The 21,641-nt window shown below is 73.4% G+C and carries 22 protein-coding genes; 10 read left to right on the top strand and 12 right to left on the bottom strand.

Going from position 1 to position 21,641, the window contains the following annotated elements; translation table 11 throughout:
- Positions 1-6: 6 nt before the first annotated feature.
- The 5 genes from C8E97_RS28745 to allB all read right to left on the bottom strand — a co-directional run bounded on the left by C8E97_RS28745 (position 7) and on the right by allB (position 5,912).
- Positions 7-345 (bottom strand): P-II family nitrogen regulator, encoded by a 339-nt coding sequence (locus C8E97_RS28745; protein WP_121008512.1) that lies wholly within the window; start codon positions 343-345, stop codon positions 7-9.
- Positions 342-1,676, bottom strand: a complete 1,335-nt coding sequence (locus C8E97_RS28750; protein WP_121008513.1) for an ammonium transporter — start codon at positions 1,674-1,676, stop codon at positions 342-344. The genes C8E97_RS28745 and C8E97_RS28750 overlap by 4 nt, the downstream gene beginning before the upstream one ends.
- 249 nt (positions 1,677-1,925) lie before the next feature.
- Positions 1,926-3,494, bottom strand: a complete 1,569-nt coding sequence (locus C8E97_RS28755) for an alpha/beta hydrolase (protein WP_121008514.1) — start codon at positions 3,492-3,494, stop codon at positions 1,926-1,928.
- Between the two features lie 118 nt (positions 3,495-3,612).
- Positions 3,613-4,611, bottom strand: coding sequence for an allantoicase (alc, locus tag C8E97_RS28760; protein WP_121008515.1), 999 nt, complete (start codon positions 4,609-4,611; stop codon positions 3,613-3,615).
- The gene (gene allB, locus C8E97_RS28765; RefSeq protein WP_121008516.1) at positions 4,608-5,912 is read right to left on the bottom strand and encodes an allantoinase AllB; all 1,305 of its coding nucleotides are present in this window, start codon (positions 5,910-5,912) and stop codon (positions 4,608-4,610) included. Before allB ends, alc begins: the two co-directional genes overlap by 4 nt.
- Before the next feature lie 150 nt (positions 5,913-6,062).
- Here allB and uraD point away from each other — a divergent pair, with 150 nt between their 5' ends.
- Together uraD and pucL are read left to right on the top strand one after the other, a co-directional pair.
- Positions 6,063-6,584 (top strand): 2-oxo-4-hydroxy-4-carboxy-5-ureidoimidazoline decarboxylase, encoded by a 522-nt coding sequence (uraD, locus tag C8E97_RS28770; protein WP_121008517.1) that lies wholly within the window; start codon positions 6,063-6,065, stop codon positions 6,582-6,584.
- Positions 6,569-7,447: a factor-independent urate hydroxylase gene (pucL, locus tag C8E97_RS28775; protein ID WP_121008518.1), complete on the top strand. Its 879-nt coding sequence runs from the start codon at positions 6,569-6,571 to the stop codon at positions 7,445-7,447. Before uraD ends, pucL begins: the two co-directional genes overlap by 16 nt.
- A 43-nt stretch (positions 7,448-7,490) precedes the next feature.
- On the opposite strand, the gene C8E97_RS28780 is transcribed toward pucL, so the two are convergent.
- Complete coding sequence (locus tag C8E97_RS28780; protein ID WP_121008519.1) at positions 7,491-7,718, bottom strand: hypothetical protein; 228 nt, start codon at positions 7,716-7,718, stop codon at positions 7,491-7,493.
- A 113-nt stretch (positions 7,719-7,831) separates the two neighbouring features.
- Here C8E97_RS28780 and C8E97_RS28785 point away from each other — a divergent pair, with 113 nt between their 5' ends.
- Positions 7,832-8,689 carry a helix-turn-helix domain-containing protein gene (locus tag C8E97_RS28785; protein ID WP_121012642.1) on the top strand — a complete coding sequence of 286 codons (858 nt, stop codon included), beginning with the start codon at positions 7,832-7,834 and terminating at the stop codon, positions 8,687-8,689.
- Between the two features lie 2 nt (positions 8,690-8,691).
- On the top strand, positions 8,692-8,871 hold the full coding sequence (locus C8E97_RS28790; protein ID WP_121008520.1) for a DUF397 domain-containing protein: 180 nt from the start codon (positions 8,692-8,694) through the stop codon (positions 8,869-8,871).
- Here C8E97_RS28790 and C8E97_RS28795 read toward each other — a convergent pair.
- From C8E97_RS28795 to aceB, 4 genes are all read right to left on the bottom strand, one after another.
- A complete protein-coding gene (locus C8E97_RS28795) occupies positions 8,861-10,228 on the bottom strand; it encodes a hypothetical protein (protein WP_121008521.1) in 1,368 nt (455 codons plus the stop codon). The two genes, C8E97_RS28790 and C8E97_RS28795, sit on opposite strands and share 11 nt — an antisense overlap.
- On the bottom strand, positions 10,228-10,773 hold the full coding sequence (locus tag C8E97_RS28800; RefSeq protein ID WP_147455262.1) for a hypothetical protein: 546 nt from the start codon (positions 10,771-10,773) through the stop codon (positions 10,228-10,230). The genes C8E97_RS28795 and C8E97_RS28800 overlap by 1 nt, the downstream gene beginning before the upstream one ends.
- Positions 10,774-10,867: 94 nt before the next feature.
- Positions 10,868-12,082, bottom strand: a complete 1,215-nt coding sequence (locus C8E97_RS28805) for a DUF6986 family protein (protein WP_121008523.1) — start codon at positions 12,080-12,082, stop codon at positions 10,868-10,870.
- 1 nt (position 12,083) lies between these two features.
- Positions 12,084-13,613: a malate synthase A gene (aceB, locus tag C8E97_RS28810; protein ID WP_121008524.1), complete on the bottom strand. Its 1,530-nt coding sequence runs from the start codon at positions 13,611-13,613 to the stop codon at positions 12,084-12,086.
- Between the two features lie 82 nt (positions 13,614-13,695).
- Here aceB and C8E97_RS28815 point away from each other — a divergent pair, with 82 nt between their 5' ends.
- Positions 13,696-14,451 carry an IclR family transcriptional regulator gene (locus C8E97_RS28815; protein ID WP_121008525.1) on the top strand — a complete coding sequence of 252 codons (756 nt, stop codon included), beginning with the start codon at positions 13,696-13,698 and terminating at the stop codon, positions 14,449-14,451.
- 66 nt (positions 14,452-14,517) lie between these two features.
- Positions 14,518-14,883: a hypothetical protein gene (locus C8E97_RS28820; RefSeq protein ID WP_121008526.1), complete on the top strand. Its 366-nt coding sequence runs from the start codon at positions 14,518-14,520 to the stop codon at positions 14,881-14,883.
- Between the two features lie 30 nt (positions 14,884-14,913).
- Here C8E97_RS28820 and ftsY read toward each other — a convergent pair whose 3' ends face one another.
- Positions 14,914-16,374, bottom strand: a complete 1,461-nt coding sequence (gene ftsY / locus C8E97_RS28825; protein WP_121008527.1) for a signal recognition particle-docking protein FtsY — start codon at positions 16,372-16,374, stop codon at positions 14,914-14,916.
- A 114-nt stretch (positions 16,375-16,488) separates the two neighbouring features.
- Here ftsY and C8E97_RS28830 point away from each other — a divergent pair, with 114 nt between their 5' ends.
- Entirely contained in the window at positions 16,489-17,604 is a 1,116-nt protein-coding gene (locus C8E97_RS28830; protein WP_121008528.1) for an anhydro-N-acetylmuramic acid kinase, read from the top strand.
- Positions 17,591-19,138, top strand: coding sequence for a sodium:solute symporter (locus tag C8E97_RS28835; protein WP_121008529.1), 1,548 nt, complete (start codon positions 17,591-17,593; stop codon positions 19,136-19,138). The genes C8E97_RS28830 and C8E97_RS28835 overlap by 14 nt, the downstream gene beginning before the upstream one ends.
- A gap of 107 nt (positions 19,139-19,245) precedes the next feature.
- On the opposite strand, the gene C8E97_RS28840 is transcribed toward C8E97_RS28835, so the two are convergent.
- Positions 19,246-20,172, bottom strand: a complete 927-nt coding sequence (locus tag C8E97_RS28840) for a GNAT family N-acetyltransferase (RefSeq protein WP_121008530.1) — start codon at positions 20,170-20,172, stop codon at positions 19,246-19,248.
- A 184-nt stretch (positions 20,173-20,356) separates the two neighbouring features.
- Between C8E97_RS28840 and C8E97_RS28845 the strand changes: the two genes are divergently transcribed.
- Positions 20,357-20,695: a hypothetical protein gene (locus C8E97_RS28845; RefSeq protein WP_121008531.1), complete on the top strand. Its 339-nt coding sequence runs from the start codon at positions 20,357-20,359 to the stop codon at positions 20,693-20,695.
- A 15-nt stretch (positions 20,696-20,710) separates the two neighbouring features.
- Positions 20,711-21,415: a lysophospholipid acyltransferase family protein gene (locus C8E97_RS28850; protein ID WP_121008532.1), complete on the top strand. Its 705-nt coding sequence runs from the start codon at positions 20,711-20,713 to the stop codon at positions 21,413-21,415.
- Positions 21,416-21,641: the final 226 nt, after the last annotated feature.

Raw genomic sequence — 21,641 nt, forward strand, 5'->3', positions numbered from 1 at the left:
CGACCGCTACAGCGCGTCCGAGCCGCGCTCCCCCGTGCGCACCCGGACGACGGCCTCCACCGGGGTCACCCAGACCTTGCCGTCGCCGATCCGGCCGGTGCGGGCCGCGTCCACCACGGCCTCCACCACCTTGTCGGCGACCGCGTCGTCGACCAGCACCTCGACGCGCAGCTTGGCCACGAAGTCCACGGCGTACTCCGCGCCCCGGTAGACCTCGGTGTGCCCCTTCTGCCTGCCGTACCCCTGGACCTCGCTGACGGTCATGCCCAGCACGCCCAGCCGCTCCAGCGACGTCTTCACGTCGTCCAGCGTGAACGGCTTGATGATCGCGGTGACGAGCTTCACGACTTGGCGCTCCCTTCGAGGACGGCCGTGACACCGGGCCCGGCGTGGCCGCGTGCGCCGGGCAGGGCCGCGCCGAGTTCGTACGCGGTCTCGGCGTGCTCGGCCTCGTCGATGCCGCCGACCTCGGACTCCTCGTCGGCGCGGAACCCGACGGTCAGCTTGACCAGGTAGCCGAGGCCCAGGCTGACGGCGAACGAGTAGGCGAGCACCGCCAGCGCGCCAACGGCCTGCCGCCACAACTGGTCCACGCCGCCGCCGTGGAAGAGGCCGTTCACGGCGGCGGGCGCGGCGTCGTCGGCGAACAGGCCCACCAGGAGGGTGCCGGACAGGCCGCCGACGAGGTGCACGCCGACCACGTCGAGCGAGTCGTCGAACCCGAACCGGTACTTGAGGCCGACCGCCAGGGCGCACAGCGCGCCGGTGATCGCGCCGACCGCGATCGCGCCCAGCGGCGTGACGGCGGAGCACGCGGGGGTGATCCCGACCAGGCCGGCGACGATGCCCGACGCCGCGCCCAGCGTGGTGGCGTTGCCGTCGCGCAGGCGTTCCACCAGCAGCCACGCGAGCAGGGCGGCGGACGTCGCGACCAGGGTGTTGACGAACGTGACGCCCGCCGTGGCGTTCGCGGCGGCGGCGGAGCCCGCGTTGAACCCGAACCAGCCGAACCACAGCAGTCCCGCGCCCAGCACGACCAGCGGCAGGTTGTGCGGTTTCACCCGGTCGCGCGGCCAGCCGACGCGCCGGCCCAGCACGATCGCGAGCGCGAGGCCGGCCGCGCCCGCGTTGACGTGGACGGCCGTGCCGCCCGCGAAGTCGACGGCGGCGAGGCGGTTGGCGATCCACCCGCCGGGGTCGACGACCTCGCCGGCCGCGTCCTTCCCGTCGAGGTCGAACACCCAGTGCGCCACCGGGAAGTACCCGAGCAGGGACCACAGCGCGGCGAACAGCAGCCACGGCCCGAACCGCGCGCGGTCCGCGATCGCACCCGAGATCAGCGCCACGGTGATGATCCCGAACATCGCCTGGAACGCGACGAACACCGTGGTCGGGACGGTGCCGGACACCACGCCCGCGCCGAGCAGGCCGGTCAGCCCGAAGAACTCGAACGGCGCGCCCAGCAGGCCGCCGCCCACGTCCGTGCCGAACGCGGTGGAGTACCCGACCAGCACCCACAGCACGCCGACCACACCGGCCGCGCCGAGGCTCATCATCATCATGTTGAGCACGCTCTTCGACCGCACCATGCCCCCGTAGAAGAAGGCGAGGCCGGGCGTCATCAGCAGCACCAGTGCGGAACTGGTGAGCAACCAGGCGGTGTCCCCTGTGTCCACGTGTCGACCTCCACTGCGCGTCGGTTGCAGGGAGCATCGGCACGTCCTGTTTCACGGGGTCACGTGTCAGGTTTCGCGTCGGTGAACTGTCCGGGGCACGGTGTTACGCACGCGTTTCACGAGGTTGAACGGACAACGGTCGCCGCGACTCGAAGACATGGCGCAGGGGGCCGCTCCTCGCCCGAGAACGAGGAGCGGCCCCCGCGACGCGTCCGGCCGGTCGTCACCCCTGCTCGGCCGGGAGGGTCGTCACCCGCCCCAGCCGGGCAGGTCCGGGCTCGGGCCGGCCGGCCGGTGGATGGCCGAGGCCGTCGCCAGGCCCGTCGCGGCGGGCTCGACGGCCGCGCAGCGGGTGCCATCGCGGGGCACGCGCCGCTCGATCAGGTAGGCGTCGGTGGTGTCCTGCGTGCAGGAGCTGCGGTCGTAGACGCCGTGGCCCCAGCCCTCGTAGGTGAGCAGGACCGTCGTGTCGCGGCTCTGGCGGTGGGCGTTGACGGCCCACTCGTAGCCCGTCGCCGGGTCGTGCAGGGCGTTCATCATCAGGATCTTCGGCGCGTGCTTGATGCGCAGGCGGTGCTGCGGGTTGTTGACCTTCTCCGGCAGGCCGACGCAGCCGGCGACGGCGTTGTGGCCGAGGCTCGACCCGCGCATGTGCGGCGCGATCTCGTTGGCCCGGCGCACCAGTCCGGAGAACTCGCGGTGGTCGCGCACGCGCATCGCCCAGTCCTGGCAGAACACCGCCGGGAACGGGAAGTTCACGGCCTCCTCCGCGAACAGCCGGGGCGCGGCCGTGCCCGCGTCGAGCTGGACCAGCGCCTCCGCCAGCGGCTGCCAGTTCGGGCCGTAGAACGCGCCGAACGCCGCCCGGATGATCAACTCGGCCGGGATCTTGCGCGTCGGGTCGGAGGGGTCCGTGACTTCACCGCGATCCGCCTTCGCCAGCAGATCGTCCCAGAACTTCGCCACGTCCCGGCCGTGCAGCGCGCACGACGCCGTCCGGTCGCACCACTTCACGAACTCGCGGAACGAGTCCTCCGCCGTGCGGGCCTCGCTCTCCACGAACCCGCGCGTGCCCAGGCTGTGGTCCATGTTGGAGTCGATCACCATCGACCGGATGTTGCGCCCGTAGCGCTCGGCGTACTGCTGGCCGATGAGCGTGCCGTAAGAGACGCCGTAGTAGTTGAGCTTGCGCTCACCCAGCACGCGGCGCAGCGCCTCGATGTCGTTGACGACGCTGATGGTGTCCACGTGGTCGTAGATCGGACCGGTCTTCTTGCGGCAGTCGGCGGCCAGCTCCCGGTTGTACCGGGCCAGCGCCTCGAACTCCGCCTGGTTCGCCGGGTACTGCGAAGGCGCGTTGACCAGGAGGTCCTCGGAGCACAGCACCGGTTGGCTGCGCGCCACGCCACGCGGGTCGAAGCCGATGATGTCGAACCGCTCCTGCACCCGCGGGCTGAAGAAGCGGTCGGCGAACAGGGCGAAGTCGACGCCGGACCCGCCGGGGCCGCCCGGATTGATCAGCATCGCGCCGATGCGCTCGGCCGGCTTGGTGGCCTTGCGGCGGGCCAGCGCCAGGTCGAACTTGTCACCGCGCGGGTTCGCCCAGTCGACGGGCAGCCGCAGCGTGCCGCACTCGACCTCGGGCAGCTCCTGGCAGGGTCGCCAGTCGATGTCCTTGAGGTCCGCGGCCTGCACGTCCGCGGCCGGCGCGTCCGCGGTGTCCGCCGCCGCCGGGTCGGCCGACGCGACTGACGTCAAGCCGACGGTGAGCGCGACGGCGGTGCCGACACCGCCCAGCGCTCGGATGATCGATCGCACAGGTTCCTCCCTAGTTCCTGTCACCCTGATGGGTGGTCGCAGGCTCGCAGGGGTGTGAACCAGCGCACAACCGCCTGAAGTCGTAGTGGAGTCCACCCGTGGGTTGACGACCGCTGGGCTAATCGGACAGTCGCCGGTGACGCCGGACCAGCTCGGCCTCCCCGTCCGGCGTGAGCGCGCCGATCAGCCGCAACCGCGCCATACCGCCGTCCGGGTAGATGTCGAGGCGCGCATGGGTGATCTCGCGGCCGGACACGCGGAAGCGGTGCCGCGTGTCGGGTTGCAGGCGGGTCCGGGGCAGCACGTCGAACCAGGTGTCCGGGTCCACGCGGGCGTCGCTGCCCCGCACGGCCGCCCAGCCCGGCGCGTTGCCCTTGAAGTGACTGGTGTCGAGTTCGGCGAGGCGCACCTCGCCGGGCGCGGCGAGCCGGATCTCCACCCAGTCGTTGCCGTCGTCGCGGCGGCGCGCGGTCTCCCAGCCGTCGCCCATCACGGCCGCCCGGCCGGGCGCGATGAGGTTGTTGGGCGACCCGAAGAACATGTCGCTGCACCCGGTGACGGACGCGCCGTTCTCCAGCGCCGCGAGGTCGACCGCGCCGGGCACCAGCAGGTCGGGGTCGGGCACCGGTTCGCCGAACACCCGCAGCCTCGCCACGCCGCCGTCGGGGTGGATGGTGAGGCGGACGTGGGTGTGGCGGCGCCGCGCCGAGACGTCGAAGTAGTGCTTGCGGTCCCCGCCCAGCGGCGACCGGGGCACCACGACCTCCCAGCCGGACAGCTCGGCCGGGCTCGGGTAACCGGTCGCCCGCGTGGCCTCCACCGTCGCGAACGGCGGGTGGTTGCCCTTGAAGAACGCGGTGTCGACGACGACGCCCCGGATCACGCCCGGCAGGCCGAGCCGCACGATCGCCCGGTCGTCGCCCGGCTCGCGCCGGCGGCGGGTCTCCCAGCCGTCGTAGACCTGCCCCTTGTGGCCGAACGTGCGCGGCCGGAACTCCGGTTCGGCGTGGGCGATCAGGTTCTCGCGCTCGGCGAACAGCTCGTCGTCCGCCCACACCACGCTGCCGCCCACGGCGCGGGACGCCAGGTCCGGCAGCCGGGTCCAGGTGGGCCTCATGCGTCTCCTCCGCTCAGCAGCCGTCCACGCGGGCGGTCACCCGTGATCTCCTCGCCGCGCAACCAGGTCCGCCGCACCACGCCGGCCAGCGGGCGGCCGTGGTAGGGCGTGCCGGGGTTGCGGTGGTGCAGCTTCCCCCGGTCGACCACGAACGCCTCGTCGGGCGCGAAGGCGACGAAGTCCGCGTCGCACCCCTCGGCGACGCGGCCCTTGCGCCGCAGGCCGACGAGTTCGGCCGGTCGCGCGGCCATCCAGCGCGCCACGTCGGTCAGGTCGTGGCCGCGCGGGCGGGCCTGCGTCCACACCGCGGGCAGGCCGAGCTGGAGGCTCGCGACACCGCCCCACGCGGTGGCGAAGTCGCCCGCCTTCAGCTCCGGCGTGCACGGCGAGTGGTCGCTGACCACCACGTCCACCAGGCCCTCGGCCAGGCCGCGCCACAGCCGCTCGCGGTTGGCGGCGTCCCGGATCGGCGGGCAGCACTTGAACCAGGTGGCCCGGTCGGCGATCTCCTCCGCCACGAACGTCAGGTAGTGCGGGCACGTCTCGGCGGTCAGCCGCAGCCCCTCGTCCCTGGCCGCCCGGAGGTGCGCCAGCGCGTCCCCGCTGGACAGGTGCAGGACGTGCAGCCGCGCGCCGGTGTCGCGGGCCAACCCGAGCAGGTCGCCGACGGCGCGGTGCTCGGCGCGGTCCGGGCGGGACGCCAGGAAGCCGGCGTAGTCGGGGCCGGGCTCGGTGACCTCCTGCGGGTGCTCGGCGTGGACGACCACCAGGGCGTCGACGCCGCGCAGCGCGGTCAGCGCCGCGCGCAGCCCCGCCAGGTCGACGGGCGGGAACTCGGCCACCCCGGAGTGGACCAGGAAGCACTTGAAGCCGAGCACGCCGGCGTCGTGCAGCGGGCGGAGGTCCGCCGGGTTGCCGGGCACCACACCGCCCCAGAACCCCACGTCGACGTGGACGCGGCCGGCGGCGGCCCGGCGCTTGGCGGCCAGCGCGGCGACGTCCGTGGTGGGCGGCACGCTGTTCAGCGGCATGTCGACGATCGTGGTGACACCGCCGGCCGCCGCCGCGCGGGTGGCGGTGGCGAACCCCTCCCACTCGGCGCGGCCGGGGTCGTTGACGTGGACGTGCGTGTCGACCAGGCCGGGCAGCAGCACCTCGTCGTCGGCCAGCCGCACCACGCGGTCCGCGGTGAGGCGGCCCGCGCCGGCGACGGCCACGACGCGACCGTCGCGCACCCCGATGTCGGCGGCGGTCTCGCCGTCGGAGGTGACCACCCGGTCCGCGCGTAACACCAGGTCCATGACGTCACTGTGCCAGGCGGAAGGCCCCGCGGGACCCGTCGGAAGGACCGTAGGGGTCGCACGTCGACCACTGTTGACACGGCTCGGAACCCGCTCGTACGGTCCCTTGATGCGGAACCGCGCTTCCGCGATACAGAAACAGGAGGCCGCGTGCCCGACCTGGACGGGTTCAACTCCGCACCGCCGGAGGAACTCCGTCCGCTGCTCGCCGCGTGCCTCGCCGTGCCGCGCTGGGTCGACGCCGTGCTCGCCGGCCGGCCGTACGCCTCCGTGGACGAGCTGGTCGCCGCCGGCGACCGGGCGGCCCAGCTCGACGACGACGAAGTGCTCGCGGCGATCGCCGCCCACCCCCGCATCGGCGAGCGCGCGGCGCACGACGGCGTCGCCGCCCGCTGGTCCGCCGAGGAGCAGTCCGGCGCGGGCGCGGCGGCGGACCGGCTGCGCGCCGCCAACCGCGCGTACGAGGACCGGTTCGGCCACGGCTACCTGGTGTGCGCGACCGGGTTGAGCGCCGACCGGGTGCTGGTCGACCTGACGTCCCGCCTGGCGAACTCGCCGGAGGACGAGCTGCGCGTCGCGAACCGGGAACTCGCCGCCATCGCCGCGCTGCGCCTGCGCAAGGCGCTCCGACCCACGACACGCGAGGGGGCCGACCGATGGGCGTCGTCCTAGGGCCGAACCAGTACGGCAAGGCGGAGATCCGGCTGGTCGCGGTGCGCCGCGACGGCGACACGCACACCGTCGACGACCTGACCGTCGGCACGGCGCTGTGGGGCGACCTCGCCGACACGCACCTCACCGGCGACAACGCCAAGGTGCTCGCGACCGACACGCAGAAGAACACCGTGTTCGCGTTCGCCAAGCAGGCCCCGGTCGGCGAGATCGAGGACTTCGCGCTGCGGTTGGCGCGGCACTTCACGTCCACGCAGGAGGCGATCACGGGTGCGCGGGTGGCGGTCGACCGGCACTCGTGGACGCGGATCGAGGGCAACGGCCATTCGTTCACGCGCGCCGGCGACGAGAAGCGGACGACGGCCGTGACGGTGGAGGGCTCGCGGGCGTGGGTCGTGTCGGGGTTGAGGGACCTGGTGGTGCTCAAGACGGCCGGGTCGGAGTTCCACGGGTTCCCGCGCGACCGGTACACGACGTTGGCGGAGACGACGGACCGCGTGCTCGCGACGTCGGTGACCGCGTGGTGGCGCTACCAGGGTCGGGGGATCGAGTGGGGCGAGAGCTTCCGCCGCGTCCGGGAGATTTTGTTACGCGCGTTCGCGGTGAAGCACAGCCTGTCGTTGCAGCAGACCCTGTACGCGATGGGCGAGGCCGTGCTGCTGGAACGGCCGGAGGTCGCCGAAGTGCGCCTGTCGATGCCGAACAGGCACCACTTCGAGGTCGACCTGAGCCCGTTCGGGTTGTCCAACGACAACGAGGTCTTCCACGCCGCCGACCGGCCTTACGGGTTGATCGAGGGTTCGGTGCTGCGCGACGATGCCGAGGACGCGGGCTCCGCCTGGCGCGCACTGCCGACCCACTGACCGCCCGAGACGGCTCCCGGAGCACTGCGCGGCACCGCAAAATTCACCCGATCAAGCGGTTCTCGAAGGCCGCGTCCGCTTTGGCGACCACCTCCGGCCACTGCTCCTTGAACTGCTCGAACCCACGCCGGGTGAAGAAGAGCGCCGCGTGCGTCCCACCGGAGAACTCCAGTTCGACCTGCTCACCGCCCTCGTGGACCGCGCTGACGAGGGTGAAGTTCTCGGAGATGTCGATCTGCGTCGAGACCTCGACCGGACTGCCTCGGTACATGGTTGCCTCCCGTAGAGTGCGGTGTCGGCACCGCTTGTAAGGGTTTGTTAGCGCGATCAAGGCTAAGCCTTACAAAGGAATCAGGGTTAGTCCCCGGAAGGGTGAAGCTGTCGATGGGCAAGACGGGGCAGACGGTGGAGCGGATGCAGCTCGGCCTGGCGCTCCAGGGTCTGCGGCAGCGGGCGGGCAAGTCCCAGCAGGAAGCGGGCGCGTTCGTCGGCAAGGCACACGCGCGCATCAGCCAGGTGGAGAACGGCCGCGGTGTCCTCAAGCACGAGGACCTGCTCAAGCTGCTGGACTTCTACGACGCCACCGACCAGGAACGCGACACCGTCCTGGCCATCGGGATGCAGGCCCGCCGCCGCCAACCCCGCCGCGCGTACACCGACGAGTTGCCGGACGCCTTCGGGCGGCTCGCCGACCTCCAGGCGAGCGCCGCGCGCATCCGCCACTACGAAGCCGGGTTGTACCCCGGACTCCTCCAGTCCCCGGACTACGTCCAAGCGCTGATGCACGTGGCCGGAAGCGTCTGGTACGACGCGACCGAAGTCGAGGAGAGGGTCGCCTTCCGGTTGGAGCACCAACGCCGGGTCTTCGACGCGGGGCACGACAAGGAGTTGAACTTCGTCTTCACCGAGGACGCCCTGACGAACGTCGTCGGCAGCGCCTCGGTGATGCAGGGCCAGGTCCTGCACGTGCTGCAACTGATGGCACGGCATCCCGATATGACTGTTCAAATCCTGCCGTCCGGCACGGCCGACAACCCCGCGCTCGGTGGCGGGCTCATCGTGCTCGACTTCGTCGGCGCGCCCAGGATCGCCTATCCGACAATGGTTTACGGCTCCGCGACCTACTACGATCAAGTGGCCGACACCGACGCGATGGCGAGGGCTTTCGAGCGTGTCAGGGAGTTGGCCCTTCCGCCTCAAGAGTCGAAGTCCCTGCTGATCGAGTCGCTCAAGGAGACGTGACCATGCACCGCGACACCGGTTGGTTCACCAGCAGCTACAGCGCCGCCGCCAGCAACGCCTGCGTCGAAGTCCGCCTCACGGACGCCGGCACGGCCGTCCGCGACTCCAAGAACCCCGCCGGCCCGCGCCTCCACCTCCCCGGCGAGCGGTGGGCGGCGTTCGTCGACCGCCTCAAGCGGTAGCGTCCGGATCGGGGTGGGCGTACCGGATCGCGTCCGGGTCCGTCGTCCCGCCCCGGTACAGGAACTGGCTCAGGCCGCCCCACGTCCGGCGCTCCTCCGCCAGGGTGTCCGGCAGCGCCAGCCGCAGCTCCTCCAACAGCTTCCACCGGTACAGGTCGAAAGCCGTCCGCAGGCGCTCGGCGTACGCCAGCATCGCGTGCGTCGCGTTGCGGTACAGGCCGTAGGACAGGACGAAGAGCGCTCCCGTCCACAGCAGGGCCACCTCGCCGCGCAGCACCGGGTGCCAGAACCCCGCGAAGGTGTGGCACACCAGCAGTGCCGCCAACGCGAGCACCACAGGCGTCATCCGGTAGGCCGCCCGGCACAGCGCGAAGGCGCACACGGCGATCGCGAAGACCGTCAGCCACGCCGCCACGCCCTCGACCCGCGGCAGCCGCCACGCCAGCCACCACGTCAGCGGCACCCCGAACAGCGGCAGGAACGCCGCCACGGTCAGCAGCAGGTCCACGGAGACCTTGGCGTCGCGCACCGTGTCGGCGAACTCCTGCGGCAGCACCGTCCGCAGCCGCGTCCACAGGACCACCGCGTCCAGCCGGTACCGGGTCGACGGGTGCTGCTCGGCCGCGCGGACCACGTTGCCCATGCCGGTCGGCGACACGTCGGCCGGCGGTTGCGGGTAGCGCAGGAACAGGTCCCGCTGCACCTCGGCCCGCCGGTCGCGGACGTCCTGCTCCACCACCGACAGGTGCGCGTCGAGCCGGCGCACCAGCCCGGTCACCGCGCCCACCCGCTCCTCGGTGTCGGCGCGGACGCCGCGCACCAGGTCGGCGAGGACGGCGGCCGTGCCGCCCGGCCACGTCGGCGGGTGCTGCGCGGGCAGGGCGTCGAGCCGGTCGAACGCCGAGCGGGCGGCCTCCTCGGTCAGCGTGCCGGGCGTCGCGTCGGCCGGGTCGGGCCAGGCGGCCCGCTCGGCGGCCAGCGCCTCCTCGCGCTCGCGCAGCGCCTCGTCCCGGTCGATCAGGGCCCGCCGCGCGGCGCGGTGGCGACGGGCGAGCGGTTCCCGCGCCCGCGCCGCCCACGCGGGCCAGTGGCCCTGGCACACCCGGTCCTGCCACTCGCGCAGCGTGCCCAGCACGAACGTCAGGAACGCCACCAGGACGAGGAACCCCAGCACCAGGCCGAGCTGCACGGTCGCGGGACGCCCGCCCCACGACCGGACCGCGCCCTCGACACCGGCGAGCGTCGTCCACACCACGACCGCGGTGCCGCCCGCGAACACCAGCACCGGGAAGAACGCGGAAACCAGGGCGCGCTTGTCGAAGTACCCGGTGATCTCGCGCAGCACCGAGGCGAACATCAGGCGTCGGGCTCCATCGCGCCGTGGAAGAACACGCGGCGGCAGTGGGGCGGCCGGCCGTCCCCCTCCGGTGCGCGCGGCAGGTGGAACGTCGGCGGCGCGCACTTGCGGCACACGTACCGCAGGGCGGCGACGTCCGGGTTGCCGGAGCGGACCGCCGAACCGTCCGGCAGGTCCAGCGGGAGGGCTTGTTCGATCGCCGCGCGCGGCACCACGCCGGACGGCAGGCCGTCGCGTTCGACGAGCACGAACGCCAGCCCTTCGCGCACCACCAGGTCGGCCAGGTCGACCAGTTCGTCCGGGTGCAGTTCGTCGGGTTCGCCGCCGACCACGGCCAGGACCGGGCAGCGGTCCGCCAGCGCGGTCAGCGTCGCCGTGCCCGGCGCGGCCAGCTGCGGTCTGCCCAGCACGCCAAGCGGCACGCCGTCCGAGGTCACGACGACGGCGTACTCGGCGTCCGCGCGCTCCACCGCGGCCCTCGCCCTCGGCACCTCGTCGTCGTACCGCACGACGACGTGGCTCCTGGCCAAGGACGACAACCGCACCGAGCCCACCACCCGTCACCTCGTGAACGAGTGCCCCATCGTAGGGACGCGGTCCCGACCACGTCCCCGCAACGATCGGGAACGCGCGGGCGCGTCACCCGTCGTCGGAGGGCCGCTCCCGCCGCGCGAGGGCACGCAGGGCAGGCAGGTCCAGGCCGGTCATCCGCTCGACCTCCGCCGCGTCCAGCGCGCCGCAGTCCGTCGCCCGGAGGAACGACGCCGACAGGGCCTGCGCGGTCGCCGGCTCGTCCAGCACCGCGCCGCCCGCGCGCGACACGTAGTCCCGCAGCCGGCGCGCGTCGGCCTCCGCGCCCTCCCGGTGGTGCGCGTGGACGGCCGCGTACCGGGTGACCAGCTGCGCCGGGTGGAGGTCCCAGCCCTGGTGGAAGCCGTGCGCCAGGGACCGCCGGACCAGGGCGTAGTGGGTCCGCCAGCCGTGTTCCACCCGGTCGCCGACCGGCAGGGCGTTCGTGGAGCCGTCGGACAGGGCCACGCCCGTGCCGGCCGCCGAGACCTGCATGACGTGCCGGGCGAAGTCGCACGCGCCGTGCGCCAGGTGCTGGTGCGCCGCGCCCAGCCCGCAGGCCGCCGTGTAGTCGTAGGTGCCGAAGTGCAGCCCGGTCACCCGGCCCCGGCCCGCCTCGATGAACGTCGGGATCGCGATCCGCCCCCACCGGTCCACGATCGACCGCGGCGTCTCGACCTGGATCTCGAACCGGAGGTCCGACCCGAACAGGTCCAGCACGTCGCCGAAGACCTCCACCTGCGCCACCGACGTCACCTTGGGGAAGGTGATGACGAAACCCGGCGGCACGTCGCCGAGCGCGGTCAGGAAGACGTCCAGGGTGCGGATGCCGCGATCGCGCGACGCCCTGGTGTCGAAGGACTTCACGCGCAGGCCGAACCGGGCGGGCGCGACGCCGTCAGCGAGCCAGCCCCGCACGACGCGCGCGGCGCGCTCGGCGTCGTCGTCCTCGTCGGGCCGGGAGCCGTAGCCGTCCTCGAAGTCGATCCGCAGGTCCTCCACGGGTTCGGCCGCGAGCTTCGCCCGGACCCCGGCGTGCAGGACCCCGGCGGACGCGGCAGGCAGGTCCAGCACCCGCGCCAGGTCCGCCGGCGTCGGCGCGTGCTCCGCCAGCGCGTCCAGCGCCCGCCGTCCCCACTCGGCGACCGTGTCCGACGTGACGCGGTCGGCCGGCACGTAACAGGTGTGCACGGGCTGCCGCCCCTCGGGCGCCCGCTGGTCCACGTCGGCCAGCCGGGCGGTGACCGCCGCGACGGCCGCCGGGTCCAGGGACGTCCGGGGCACGTCAGGCGATCCGCTCGTACGCGGGCAGCGTCAGGAAGTCCACGAAGTCGTCGGCCAGCGCGACCTGCTCGAACAGCTCCACGGCCAGGTCGAGGTGCTCGCCGTCGAGCCGGTCCCGCGTGTCCCGCAGGAGCGAGCGCACCAGGTCGGCGGTGACCGGCGTGCCGTCGTCCAGCACGACGCCGTTGTGGACCCACTGCCACAGCTGGGACCGGGAGATCTCGGCGGTGGCCGCGTCCTCCATCAGGTTGTGGATCGCCGCCGCGCCGTTGCCGCCCAGCCACGACATCAGGTACCGCACGCCGACGTCCACGGCGCCGGTCACGCCCGCGCGGGTCGCCTGCCCGCCCGCCGACGCGAAGTCCAGCAACTGGTCGGCGGTGACGTGCACGTCCTCGCGCGGCACGTCGAGCTGGTTGGGCCGGTCGCCCAGCCTGTCGTCGAAGACCTCCGCGCAGACCGGGACCAGGTCGGGGTGCGCCACCCAGCTCCCGTCGAACCCGTCGTCGGCCTCGCGCCGCTTGTCGTCGCGCACCTTCGCCAGCGCCCGCCGCGTGACCTCCGGGTCGCGGCGGTTCGGGATGAACGCCGCCATGCCGCCCATCGCGAACGCGCCGCGCTTGTGGCACGTCCGCACCAGCAGCTCGGTGTAGGCGCGCATGAAGGGCGCGGTCATGGTGACGCTGTCGCGGTCCGGCAGGACGTGGTCCGCGCCCTGGTCGCGGAAGTACTTGATGATGCTGAACAGGTAGTCCCAGCGGCCCGCGTTGAGGCCCGAGGCGTGGTCGCGCAGCTCGTAGAGGATCTCCTCCATCTCGAACGCGGCGGGGATGGTCTCGATCAGCACGGTCGCGCGGACGGTGCCGTGCGGTACGCCGAGCCGGGCCTGCGCGGCGGTGAACACGTCGTTCCACAGCCGGGCTTCCCGGTGGCCCTCCAGCTTCGGCAGGTAGTAGTACGGCCGGCCGAGCCGGGCGTTGTGGAAGAAGTGCAGGCCGAAGTCCACCAGCGCGCCGACGGCGGGCGCGCCGTCGACCTCGATGTGCCGCTCGGGCAGGTGCCACCCGCGCGGGCGGACGACGATGGCCGGGCGCGGGCCGTCGCCGAGCACGTAGCGCTTGCCCTCGGGCGACCGGTGCTCGATGGTGCCGCGCGCGGCGTCGTAGAGGTTGACCTGGCCGGCGACGACGTTGCGCCAGTGCGGGGTGTTCGCGTCCTCCAGGTCGGCCAGCCACACCTTCGCGCCCGAGTTGAGCGCGTTGATCGCCATCTTCCGCTCGGTGGGCCCGGTGATCTCGACGCGGCGGTCGCGCAGCGGCTCGGGCGCCTCCGCGACCCGCCAGTCGCCCTCCCGGACGTGCGCGGTCTCGGGCCGGAAGGACAGCGGTCGCCGCCGCTTCCGGAGGGCCAGCAGCTCGTCCCTGGTCGCGGCGAACGAGCGGTGCAGCCCGGCGACGAACTCCAGGGCGTCCGGCGTGAGGATCTCCGCACCCCGGTCCACCTCGCCCCCGAGCACGCGGATACCGGTCATGGGAGCCCACCTCTCTGGCGACGCCTTCTGCTGTGCGGACTATAGTTTTTGCATCGCGGAACAGCAACGAAGGGTGGACCGGATGGCGCTGGAGTCCACGGGCGGCGTCCAGTCGTTGCGGCGCGCCTTCGACCTCCTGGAGAAGCTGGCCGACGCGGGTGGCGAGGCCGGCCTGTCGGAGCTGGCCGCCGCGTCGGGGCTGCCGCTGCCGACCATCCACCGGCTGATCCGCACCCTGGTCACGTTGGGGTACGTGCGGCAGAACAGCAACCGCCGGTACGCCCTCGGGTCGCGGCTGATCCGGCTCGGCGAGAGCGCGTCGCGGCAGTTCGGCACGTGGGCGCGGCCGTTCCTGGCGGAGCTGGTCGAGGTGGTGGAGGAGACCGCGAACCTGGCCGTGCTGGACGGCGACGAGGTGGTGTACGTCGCGCAGGTGCCGTCCCGGCACTCGATGCGGATGTTCACCGAGGTCGGCAGGCGGGTCCTGCCGCACGGCACGGGCGTGGGCAAGGCGATCCTGGCCCAGTTGCCGCGCGCGGAGGCGCGGGCGCTGCTGGCGCGGACCGGCCTGCCCGCCGTGACGCCCAACACCATCACCGACGTGGGCGAGCTGCTGGCGGCGCTGGACCGGATCGCCGAGCGGGGGTACGCGCTGGACGAGGGCGAGCAGGAGCTGGGCGTGCGCTGCATCGCGGTTCCGCTGCCGGGCGCGCCGGCGCGGGCGGCGGTGTCGGTGTCCGGGCCGGAGGGGCGGCTGACCGAGGAGGCCGTCCACCGGATCGTGCCCGAGATGGTCGCGGTCGCCCGCCGGCTGTCCGACCGGGCCACCCTCGCGTGACCCGCTGTCACACGATCGGCTGACCCCGCAGGACCGGGCCGGGACGGGCGGGCGAAGATCTCCGGCGTGGGAACGACGCATGAGGGCCGCACCCTGACCCTGCACTGGGACGACCGCCGGGTGGTGGGCCGGTGGAGCGACGGCGCGGAGCTGGACCCGGTGCCCGCGGACGAGCCGGCCGACCGCGTGCAGTGGCTGGTGGACCTGATCGCGGAGTACCGCCGCGCCTACCCGGGCGCGCGGGTGCGGGCGACGAACCGGGACGACGGGTGGCGGGAGCCGTCGTCCGGGCGCCTGCGGCACGTGGTGCGGCGCGAGCGCGCCGCCGGGCCGTCCTACGTGGTGCGGTCGGCGCTCGAACCGCTGCACTACCACGTGCTCCCGGCCCAGCGGCAGGTCAAGGAGTGCTGGCACCGCTGCGCCGACGCGTGAGCCGGCCCGCGCCGGTCGCCCGGCCGGTGGTCAGCCCAGCAGGGCGTCCACGAACGCGGCCGGCTCGAACGGGGCCAGGTGGTCCGCGCCCTCGCCGAGGCCGACGAGCTTCACCGGCACGCCCAGCTCCCGCTGGACCTGGAACACGATGCCGCCCTTGGCGGTGCCGTCCAGCTTGGTCAGCACGATGCCGGTCACGTCGACCACCTCGGCGAACACGCGGGCCTGGGTGAGGCCGTTCTGGCCGGTGGTGGCGTCGAGCACGAGCAGCACCTCGTCCACCGCGGCCTGCTTCTCGACCACGCGCTTGACCTTGCCCAGCTCGTCCATCAGGCCGGTCTTGGTGTGCAGGCGGCCGGCGGTGTCGATCAGGACCGTGTCGACGCCCTCCTGCACGCCCTGCTTGACCGCCTCGAACGCCACGGACGCCGGGTCCGCGCCCTCCGCGCCGCGCACGGTGTGCGCGCCGACGCGCGAGCCCCACGTCGCCAGCTGGTCGGCGGCGGCGGCGCGGAAGGTGTCCGCCGCGCCCAGGAGCACGGTGCGGCCGTCGGCGACGAGCACGCGGGCCAGCTTGCCGGTGGTCGTGGTCTTGCCGACGCCGTTCACGCCCACGACCAGCACCACGGCGGGCTTGCCGGAGTGCGGCAGGGCGTGCACCGCGCGGTCCAGCTCGGGGTGCAGCGCGCCGATCAGCACCTCGCGCAGCAGCGCGCGGGCGTCGTCGGACGAGCGCACGCCGCGGGCGGCGATCCGCTCCCGCAGCGCCGCCACGACCTGGTCGGTGACGTTCGCGCCGAGGTCGGCCAGCAGCAGCGTGTCCTCGACGTCGGTCCACGAGTCCTCGTCCAGGTCGCCCGCGCCGAGCAGGCCGAGCAGGCCCTGGCCGAACGTGGAGCGGGACCGGGAGAGCTTGCCGCGCAGCCGTTCCAGCCGGCCGGCCGTCGGCTCGATCTCCTCGATCTCGGACGCCTCTTCGGGCAGCGGCACCTCGACGAAGCCGCGCTTGACCGAGTCGCGCGGCACGGCCGCGTCGTCGCCGACACCGGGCTGGCCGTCCACCTCGGTGCGGTCGGCGACCGGGTGCCGCACGGGCTCGGGCGCGGTCGGGGCCTCGGCGGCCGGCGGGGCCGCGGGCGCCGTGCCCGGTCGCTCCTCGGGCCGGGCCGGGGCCGCGGGCTCGGCGGCCGGCGGCGGTTCGGCCACCGGCGCGGCGCGCTGGGCAGGCGGCTCGACGGGTGGCTCGACGGGCCGCGCCGCGGGCTCGACCGTGTCCCCCGGCTCGGCCGGCTTCACCGGCTCGGCCACGCGCTCGGGCGCGGCGAACGTGACACCGCCACCCGCCTGGTAGCCGCCCGCGACCGGCTTGGGCCGCTCGGGCTCGGACAGGCTGATCCGCCTGCGCTTGGCCAGCACGACACCGGTGACGAGGGCGACCGCGAGCAGTGCCGCGACGACGACGACGATCCAGATCAGGAGCTCGGTGGACACGCCCCAATCCTCGCACGCCACGACTTGTCACCAATCAACGAACAATATTGATTTCCGGCTACTTTCCAACCAAAACCCTTGCGCTCGGAGCGCGCTGTGGAATAGGACACAGGCGTGCGGGTGATCGGGTTGATCTCGGGGACGTCGATGGACGCCATCGACGTGGCGGTCGGCGACTTCACCCTGGACGGCCCGGTCGTCGTCCTGACCCCCGTCGCGCACGGCGAGCACCCGTTCCCGCCCGAGCTGCGCGCACCGCCCGCCGACGCGCGCGACCTGTGCGTGCTGGACACCCGCCTGGGCCAGGCGTTCGCCGAGGCGGCCCGGCCGCACGCGGCGGACCTCGTCGCCTCCCTCGGCCAGACGGCGCACCACTGGGTGGCGGACGGCCGCTGCCTGGGCACGCTCCAGGTCGGCGCGCCCGCGTGGATCGCCGAGGCCACCGGGCTGCCGGTGGTCGCCGACTTCCGGGTCCGGGACGTCGCCGCCGGCGGCCACGGCGCGCCGCTCGCGAGCACGCTGGACGCGCTGTGGCTCGCCGAGCTGCCGGGGGCCGTCGCGCTGAACGTCGGCGGCATCGCGAACATCACCCGGATCACGCCCGACGGCGTGCTCGCCTGCGACACCGGTCCGGGCAACGCGCTGATGGACGCCGCGATGACCGCGCTGTCCGGCGGCCTGCGCACGCACGACGTCGACGGCGAGTTCGCCGCGCGCGGCCACGTGCACGCCGAACTGCTCGACCGGCTGCTCGCCGACCCCTACTACGCGCGGCCCGCGCCGAAGTCCACCGGCAAGGAGCACTTCGACCGCGCGTACCTCGACCGCGTGACCGACGGCCTGGTCATGCCCGCCGAGGACCTGCTGGCCACGCTCACCGAGCTGACCGCCCGCACCGTCGCCGACGCGTGCGCCGGCGCGTCGACCGTGATCGGGTCGGGCGGCGGGATGCGCAACCCCGTCCTCGTCGACTCGTTGCGCAGGCGGGTGGACCTGCGCCGCAGCGACGACCTGGGCCTGCCGGCCGACGGCAAGGAGGCGTACCTGGCCGCCCTGCTGGGCTTCTTGACCTGGCACGGGCTGCCCGCCAACGTGCCCGCCGCCACCGGCGCGACCGGACCGCGCCTGCTCGGCTCGATCACACCCGGCCGGGCGCCCCTGCGCCTGCCCGAACCCGCGGGCGCCCCCGTCACCGGGCTCCGGATTGGAGGACACCGTGCGCGCGCTTGACCTCGCGATCATCGTGCTGTTCCTGGCGGGGATGCCGTTGCTGGGGGTGTGGATCGGCGGGCGGCAGCGCTCCGCGACGGACTACTTCGTCAGCGAGCGGCGCATCCCGTGGTGGGTGGTGTGCGTGTCGGTGGTGTCGGCGGAGACGTCGACGCTGACCGTGCTGTCCGTGCCGACCATCGCGTACGGCGGGACGATGACCTTCCTGTCGCTGTCGATCGGGTACCTGCTCGGGCGGGTCGTGGTGTCGTTCGTGCTGCTGCCCAAGTACGTCGCGGGCGAGCTGGTCACGGCGTACGGGTTCCTCGGCGAGCGGTTCGGCGGCGGGCTCCAGGGCACGGCGTCGGTGACGTTCCTGGTCACGCGGCTGCTCGCGGACGGGCTGCGGCTGTTCGCCACCGCCATCCCGGTCAAGGTCGTGCTCCTGGCCTACGGGGTGGACGCGTCCTACTGGCTGATCGTGGCCGTGCTCGGCCTGGCGATGGTCGTGTACAGCTTCCTGGGCGGCGTGCGGGCGGTGGTGTGGGTCGACGCGATCCAGATGCTCTGGTACGTGCTGGGCGCGGCGGTGGTGATCGCGGTGCTGTCGGGGAAGCTGCCCGACGGGTGGTTCGCCTCCGCCGCGGACGCCGGGAAGTTCCAGGTCCTCGACTTCGCCGCCAACCCGCTCACCTCGCAGTACGCGGTCCTGACGGCGTTCGTCGGCGGCGCGGTGCTGTCGATGGCGTCGCACGGCGCGGACCAGTTGGTCGTGCAGCGGCTGATGGCGACCAAGGACGTGCGGGCGGCGCGGAAGGCGCTCGTCGCCAGCGGTGTCGTGGTGTTCCTCCAGTTCGCGCTGTTCCTGGTCATCGGCGTGCTGCTGTGGGCGTTCTACCGGGGGGCGCGGCCGGTCGAGGACCTGAAGCTGAACAACGGCGACGAGCTGTTCGCGCACTTCATCGTGCGCGACATGCCGCCGGGGCTGTCCGGGTTCGTGATGGCGGGCATCCTGGCGGCGGCGCTGTCGTCGTCGCTGGGCGCGCTGGCGTCCTCGACGGTGGCGGACGTGTACCAGCGGGTGGTGCGGCGGCCGCTGAGCGAGGCGGAGGTGCTCCGGCAGGGCCGGATCTGGACCGTGGTGTGGGCCGGCCTGCTGGTGGTGTGCGCGGGGTTGTTCGCGTCGTTCACCCGGCGCGGGAACCCCATCGTGGAGCAGGGCCTGTCCATCGCCGGGTTCACCTACGGCGCGCTGCTCGGCGCGTTCCTGCTGGGCCTGCTGTTCCGCGGCGCGCGGCAGGCCGACGCGGTGGTGGCGTTCGTGACGACGGTCGCGGTGATGGCGTTCGTGATCCTGGGCGTGAAGTTCGTCGGGCCGGAGGCGTCGGTGGTGATCGACTTCTCGGCGGCGACGACGACCTCGAAGGCGCTGGCGTACCCGTGGTACACGCCGATGGGCGTGCTGGTGACGCTGGTCGTGGGCGGGTTGCTGGCGCTGCGGCACAAGGGCGACCCGCCGGAGGTCGACGTCGCGGCGCGCACCGGGGCGGCGTGACGTCCCCGGGTACCCGTGCCCGGTCACCGGGCCTCGTGCCGGTCGCCGGGGTCGCGTGACCGTCGCCGGGGGCCGTCACCCGCGCCCGGACGGCCCCCGCGGCGACCTCAGGCCGCCCGGTACGCCACCAGTTCCAGGTGCAGGCGGAACCCGAGGCGGTCGAACATGCGCCGGGACGAGGTGTTGCCCACCAGGATCGACGCGGCGGCCTGCGGCCGGGCGCCGAACCGCTCGGCGAGCTTCCACACCAGCTCGGTGACCAGCGCCGAGCCGACGCCCGCGCCGCGCACGCCGGGCTCCACCGCGACGAAGTCGAGGTAGTACTCGCCCGGCTCGGCCTTGCCCGCCGCGTACCCGAGCACGGAGTCGCCGTCCATCGCCACGACCACCGTGTGCTTGCCGGTGCCGTCCACGAGCTTGCGGCCGGACAGGTAGGTCTTGGGGAAGCACCGCTCGTGCAGCACGGCCACCGCCTGGTGCACGGCCGAGTCCGTCGGCAGCACGCGCATCTCCCGCGCCGGCCCGGTGCGGGGGCAGCTCGCCTCGCGCAGCAGCAGACCGCGCAGGCCGTCGCCGTCGAGCACGTGGATACCGCTGGCGCGGCCGGCGGTGAAGCCGTGGCGCCGCGCGAACGCCGCCAGCCTGCGGTGCTCGGTGTGGCCGTACACCTCGCGGTCGACGATGCCGCGCAGCAGCGGCGCGGCGTGCGCGTACAGCGCGTCGGCGGTCTGGTCCCAGATCCGGCTGCCCGCCGGGTGGTTCACCGGCACGTCCACGAACGGGCCGTGCAGGAACACCCGGTTCAGCTCGGTGTCCACCTCGACGCTGAGCACACCGCACAGGCGGCCGGAGTCGTCGGTGGCGACCACCGTGCACGAGGGCCAGTCGGGTTCGAACTCGGCCAGTTCCTCGGTCAGCTCGCCGAGCGTCTCACCGAGGTAGCCGATGTGGTGCGCGGCGTCGGCCTGGAGCCGGACGAGCAGCGCCGGCACCTCGGCGAAGTCGTCAGGTTCGGCGAAACGGATGTCATACATGCCGGAATAGTCACTCGCGGGGCCAGCCCGGCGCGAGGGAGTTTTCCGACCCGCGCGCCGGCGACCTGACCAGGGACGTCGCGTGGCGCGTGCCGTCGCCGCGCGCCACGCCGGCGGGCGAACCGCGCCCGCCCGCCGAGGGGTATCTCTTGCCGCGGGCCCCGGGGTGGTGGACCCTCAAGGCGTGAGTGAGGAAACGATCCAACTCGAACTCAACGACAGCGGGGTGGCGGTAGACCTGCCGATGCCTGCCAACCAGCGGGACCAGGTGCAGGAGGTCCCCTACCGGCCGGTCGAATTCCGGGACGACGATCTGCCCAGCGCGCTGGCGCGGGCGTCCTCGTGGTTGCGGCAGACCCAGGACTGGCTGGGCGAGCCGGTCGACGTCATCGCGGTCCACCTGGACTACGACGACACGAAGGGTTCGCCGTACTACAACCTCAAGTTGTTGTGCAACGACGAGGACCTGGCCGGTGTGCCGCGCGTCGTCCGGAAGCACGAAGGCACGGTTACCCGCCAGTAGCGTACCGTTGGCGTCATGCCAGAACGCGTGTACCCGTCGGTGATCGCCGCGGCCAAGCTCCTGTTCCGCGTGCTCGATCTCCGCATCACGGTGGACGGGGCGCGTCACGTGCCGATCACCGGCGGGGCCGTGTTGGCGAGCAACCACGTCAGCTACCTGGACTTCATCTTCGCGGGCCGCGGGGCGTTGCCGTCCCGCCGCCTGGTCCGGTTCATGGCCAAGCACGAGGTGTTCGAGCACCGGGTCTCCGGGCCCCTCATGCGTGGGATGCGCCACATCCCCGTGGACCGCTCGGCGGGGCAGGAGTCCTACCAGCGGGCGCTGGCCGCGCTGCGGGCCGGTGAGGTGGTCGGCATCTTCCCGGAGGCCACCATCAGCCGGTCGTTCACCGTCAAGGACGTCAAGAGCGGAGCGGTGCGCCTGGCCGCCGAGGCCGGCGTGCCGCTCCTGCCGACCGCGGTGTGGGGCACCCAGCGGCTGTGGACGAAGGGCCGGCCCAAGAGCCTGACGCGGCGGCACGTGCCGGTGACGGTCGTCGTCGGCGAGCCGATCGAGCCGACCACCGACGAGGCCCTGCGCGCCCGGATGCAGGAGCTGCTCGACGAGGCACAGTCCCGCTACCCGGAGCCCGGCGAAGGCCAGTGGTGGCACCCGGCGCACCTCGGCGGCACCGCGCCGACCCCGGAGGAAGCGGCCGCCCTGGACGCCCACCGCCACTGACCCGCGCGGCCGCGAACCCCGCTCTGTCGGTGCCGCGTGGGACAATGGAACCGGGGGCCGGAGGCCACACCCGAACCACGCCGACGCCGCAAGGGCGAGCAGCCCGCCGAGCACCGCCCCACCGTTTTGTCGGTGGCCCGTGGGACAATGGACTCGGGGGCCGGAGGCCACGCGGCTTCGGAAACCCCGGCGCCCGACCACCCCCGGCACGGCACCCCGTCGAACG

It is taken from the genome of Saccharothrix australiensis (assembly GCF_003634935.1).
GTDB lineage: Bacteria > Actinomycetota > Actinomycetes > Mycobacteriales > Pseudonocardiaceae > Actinosynnema > Actinosynnema australiense.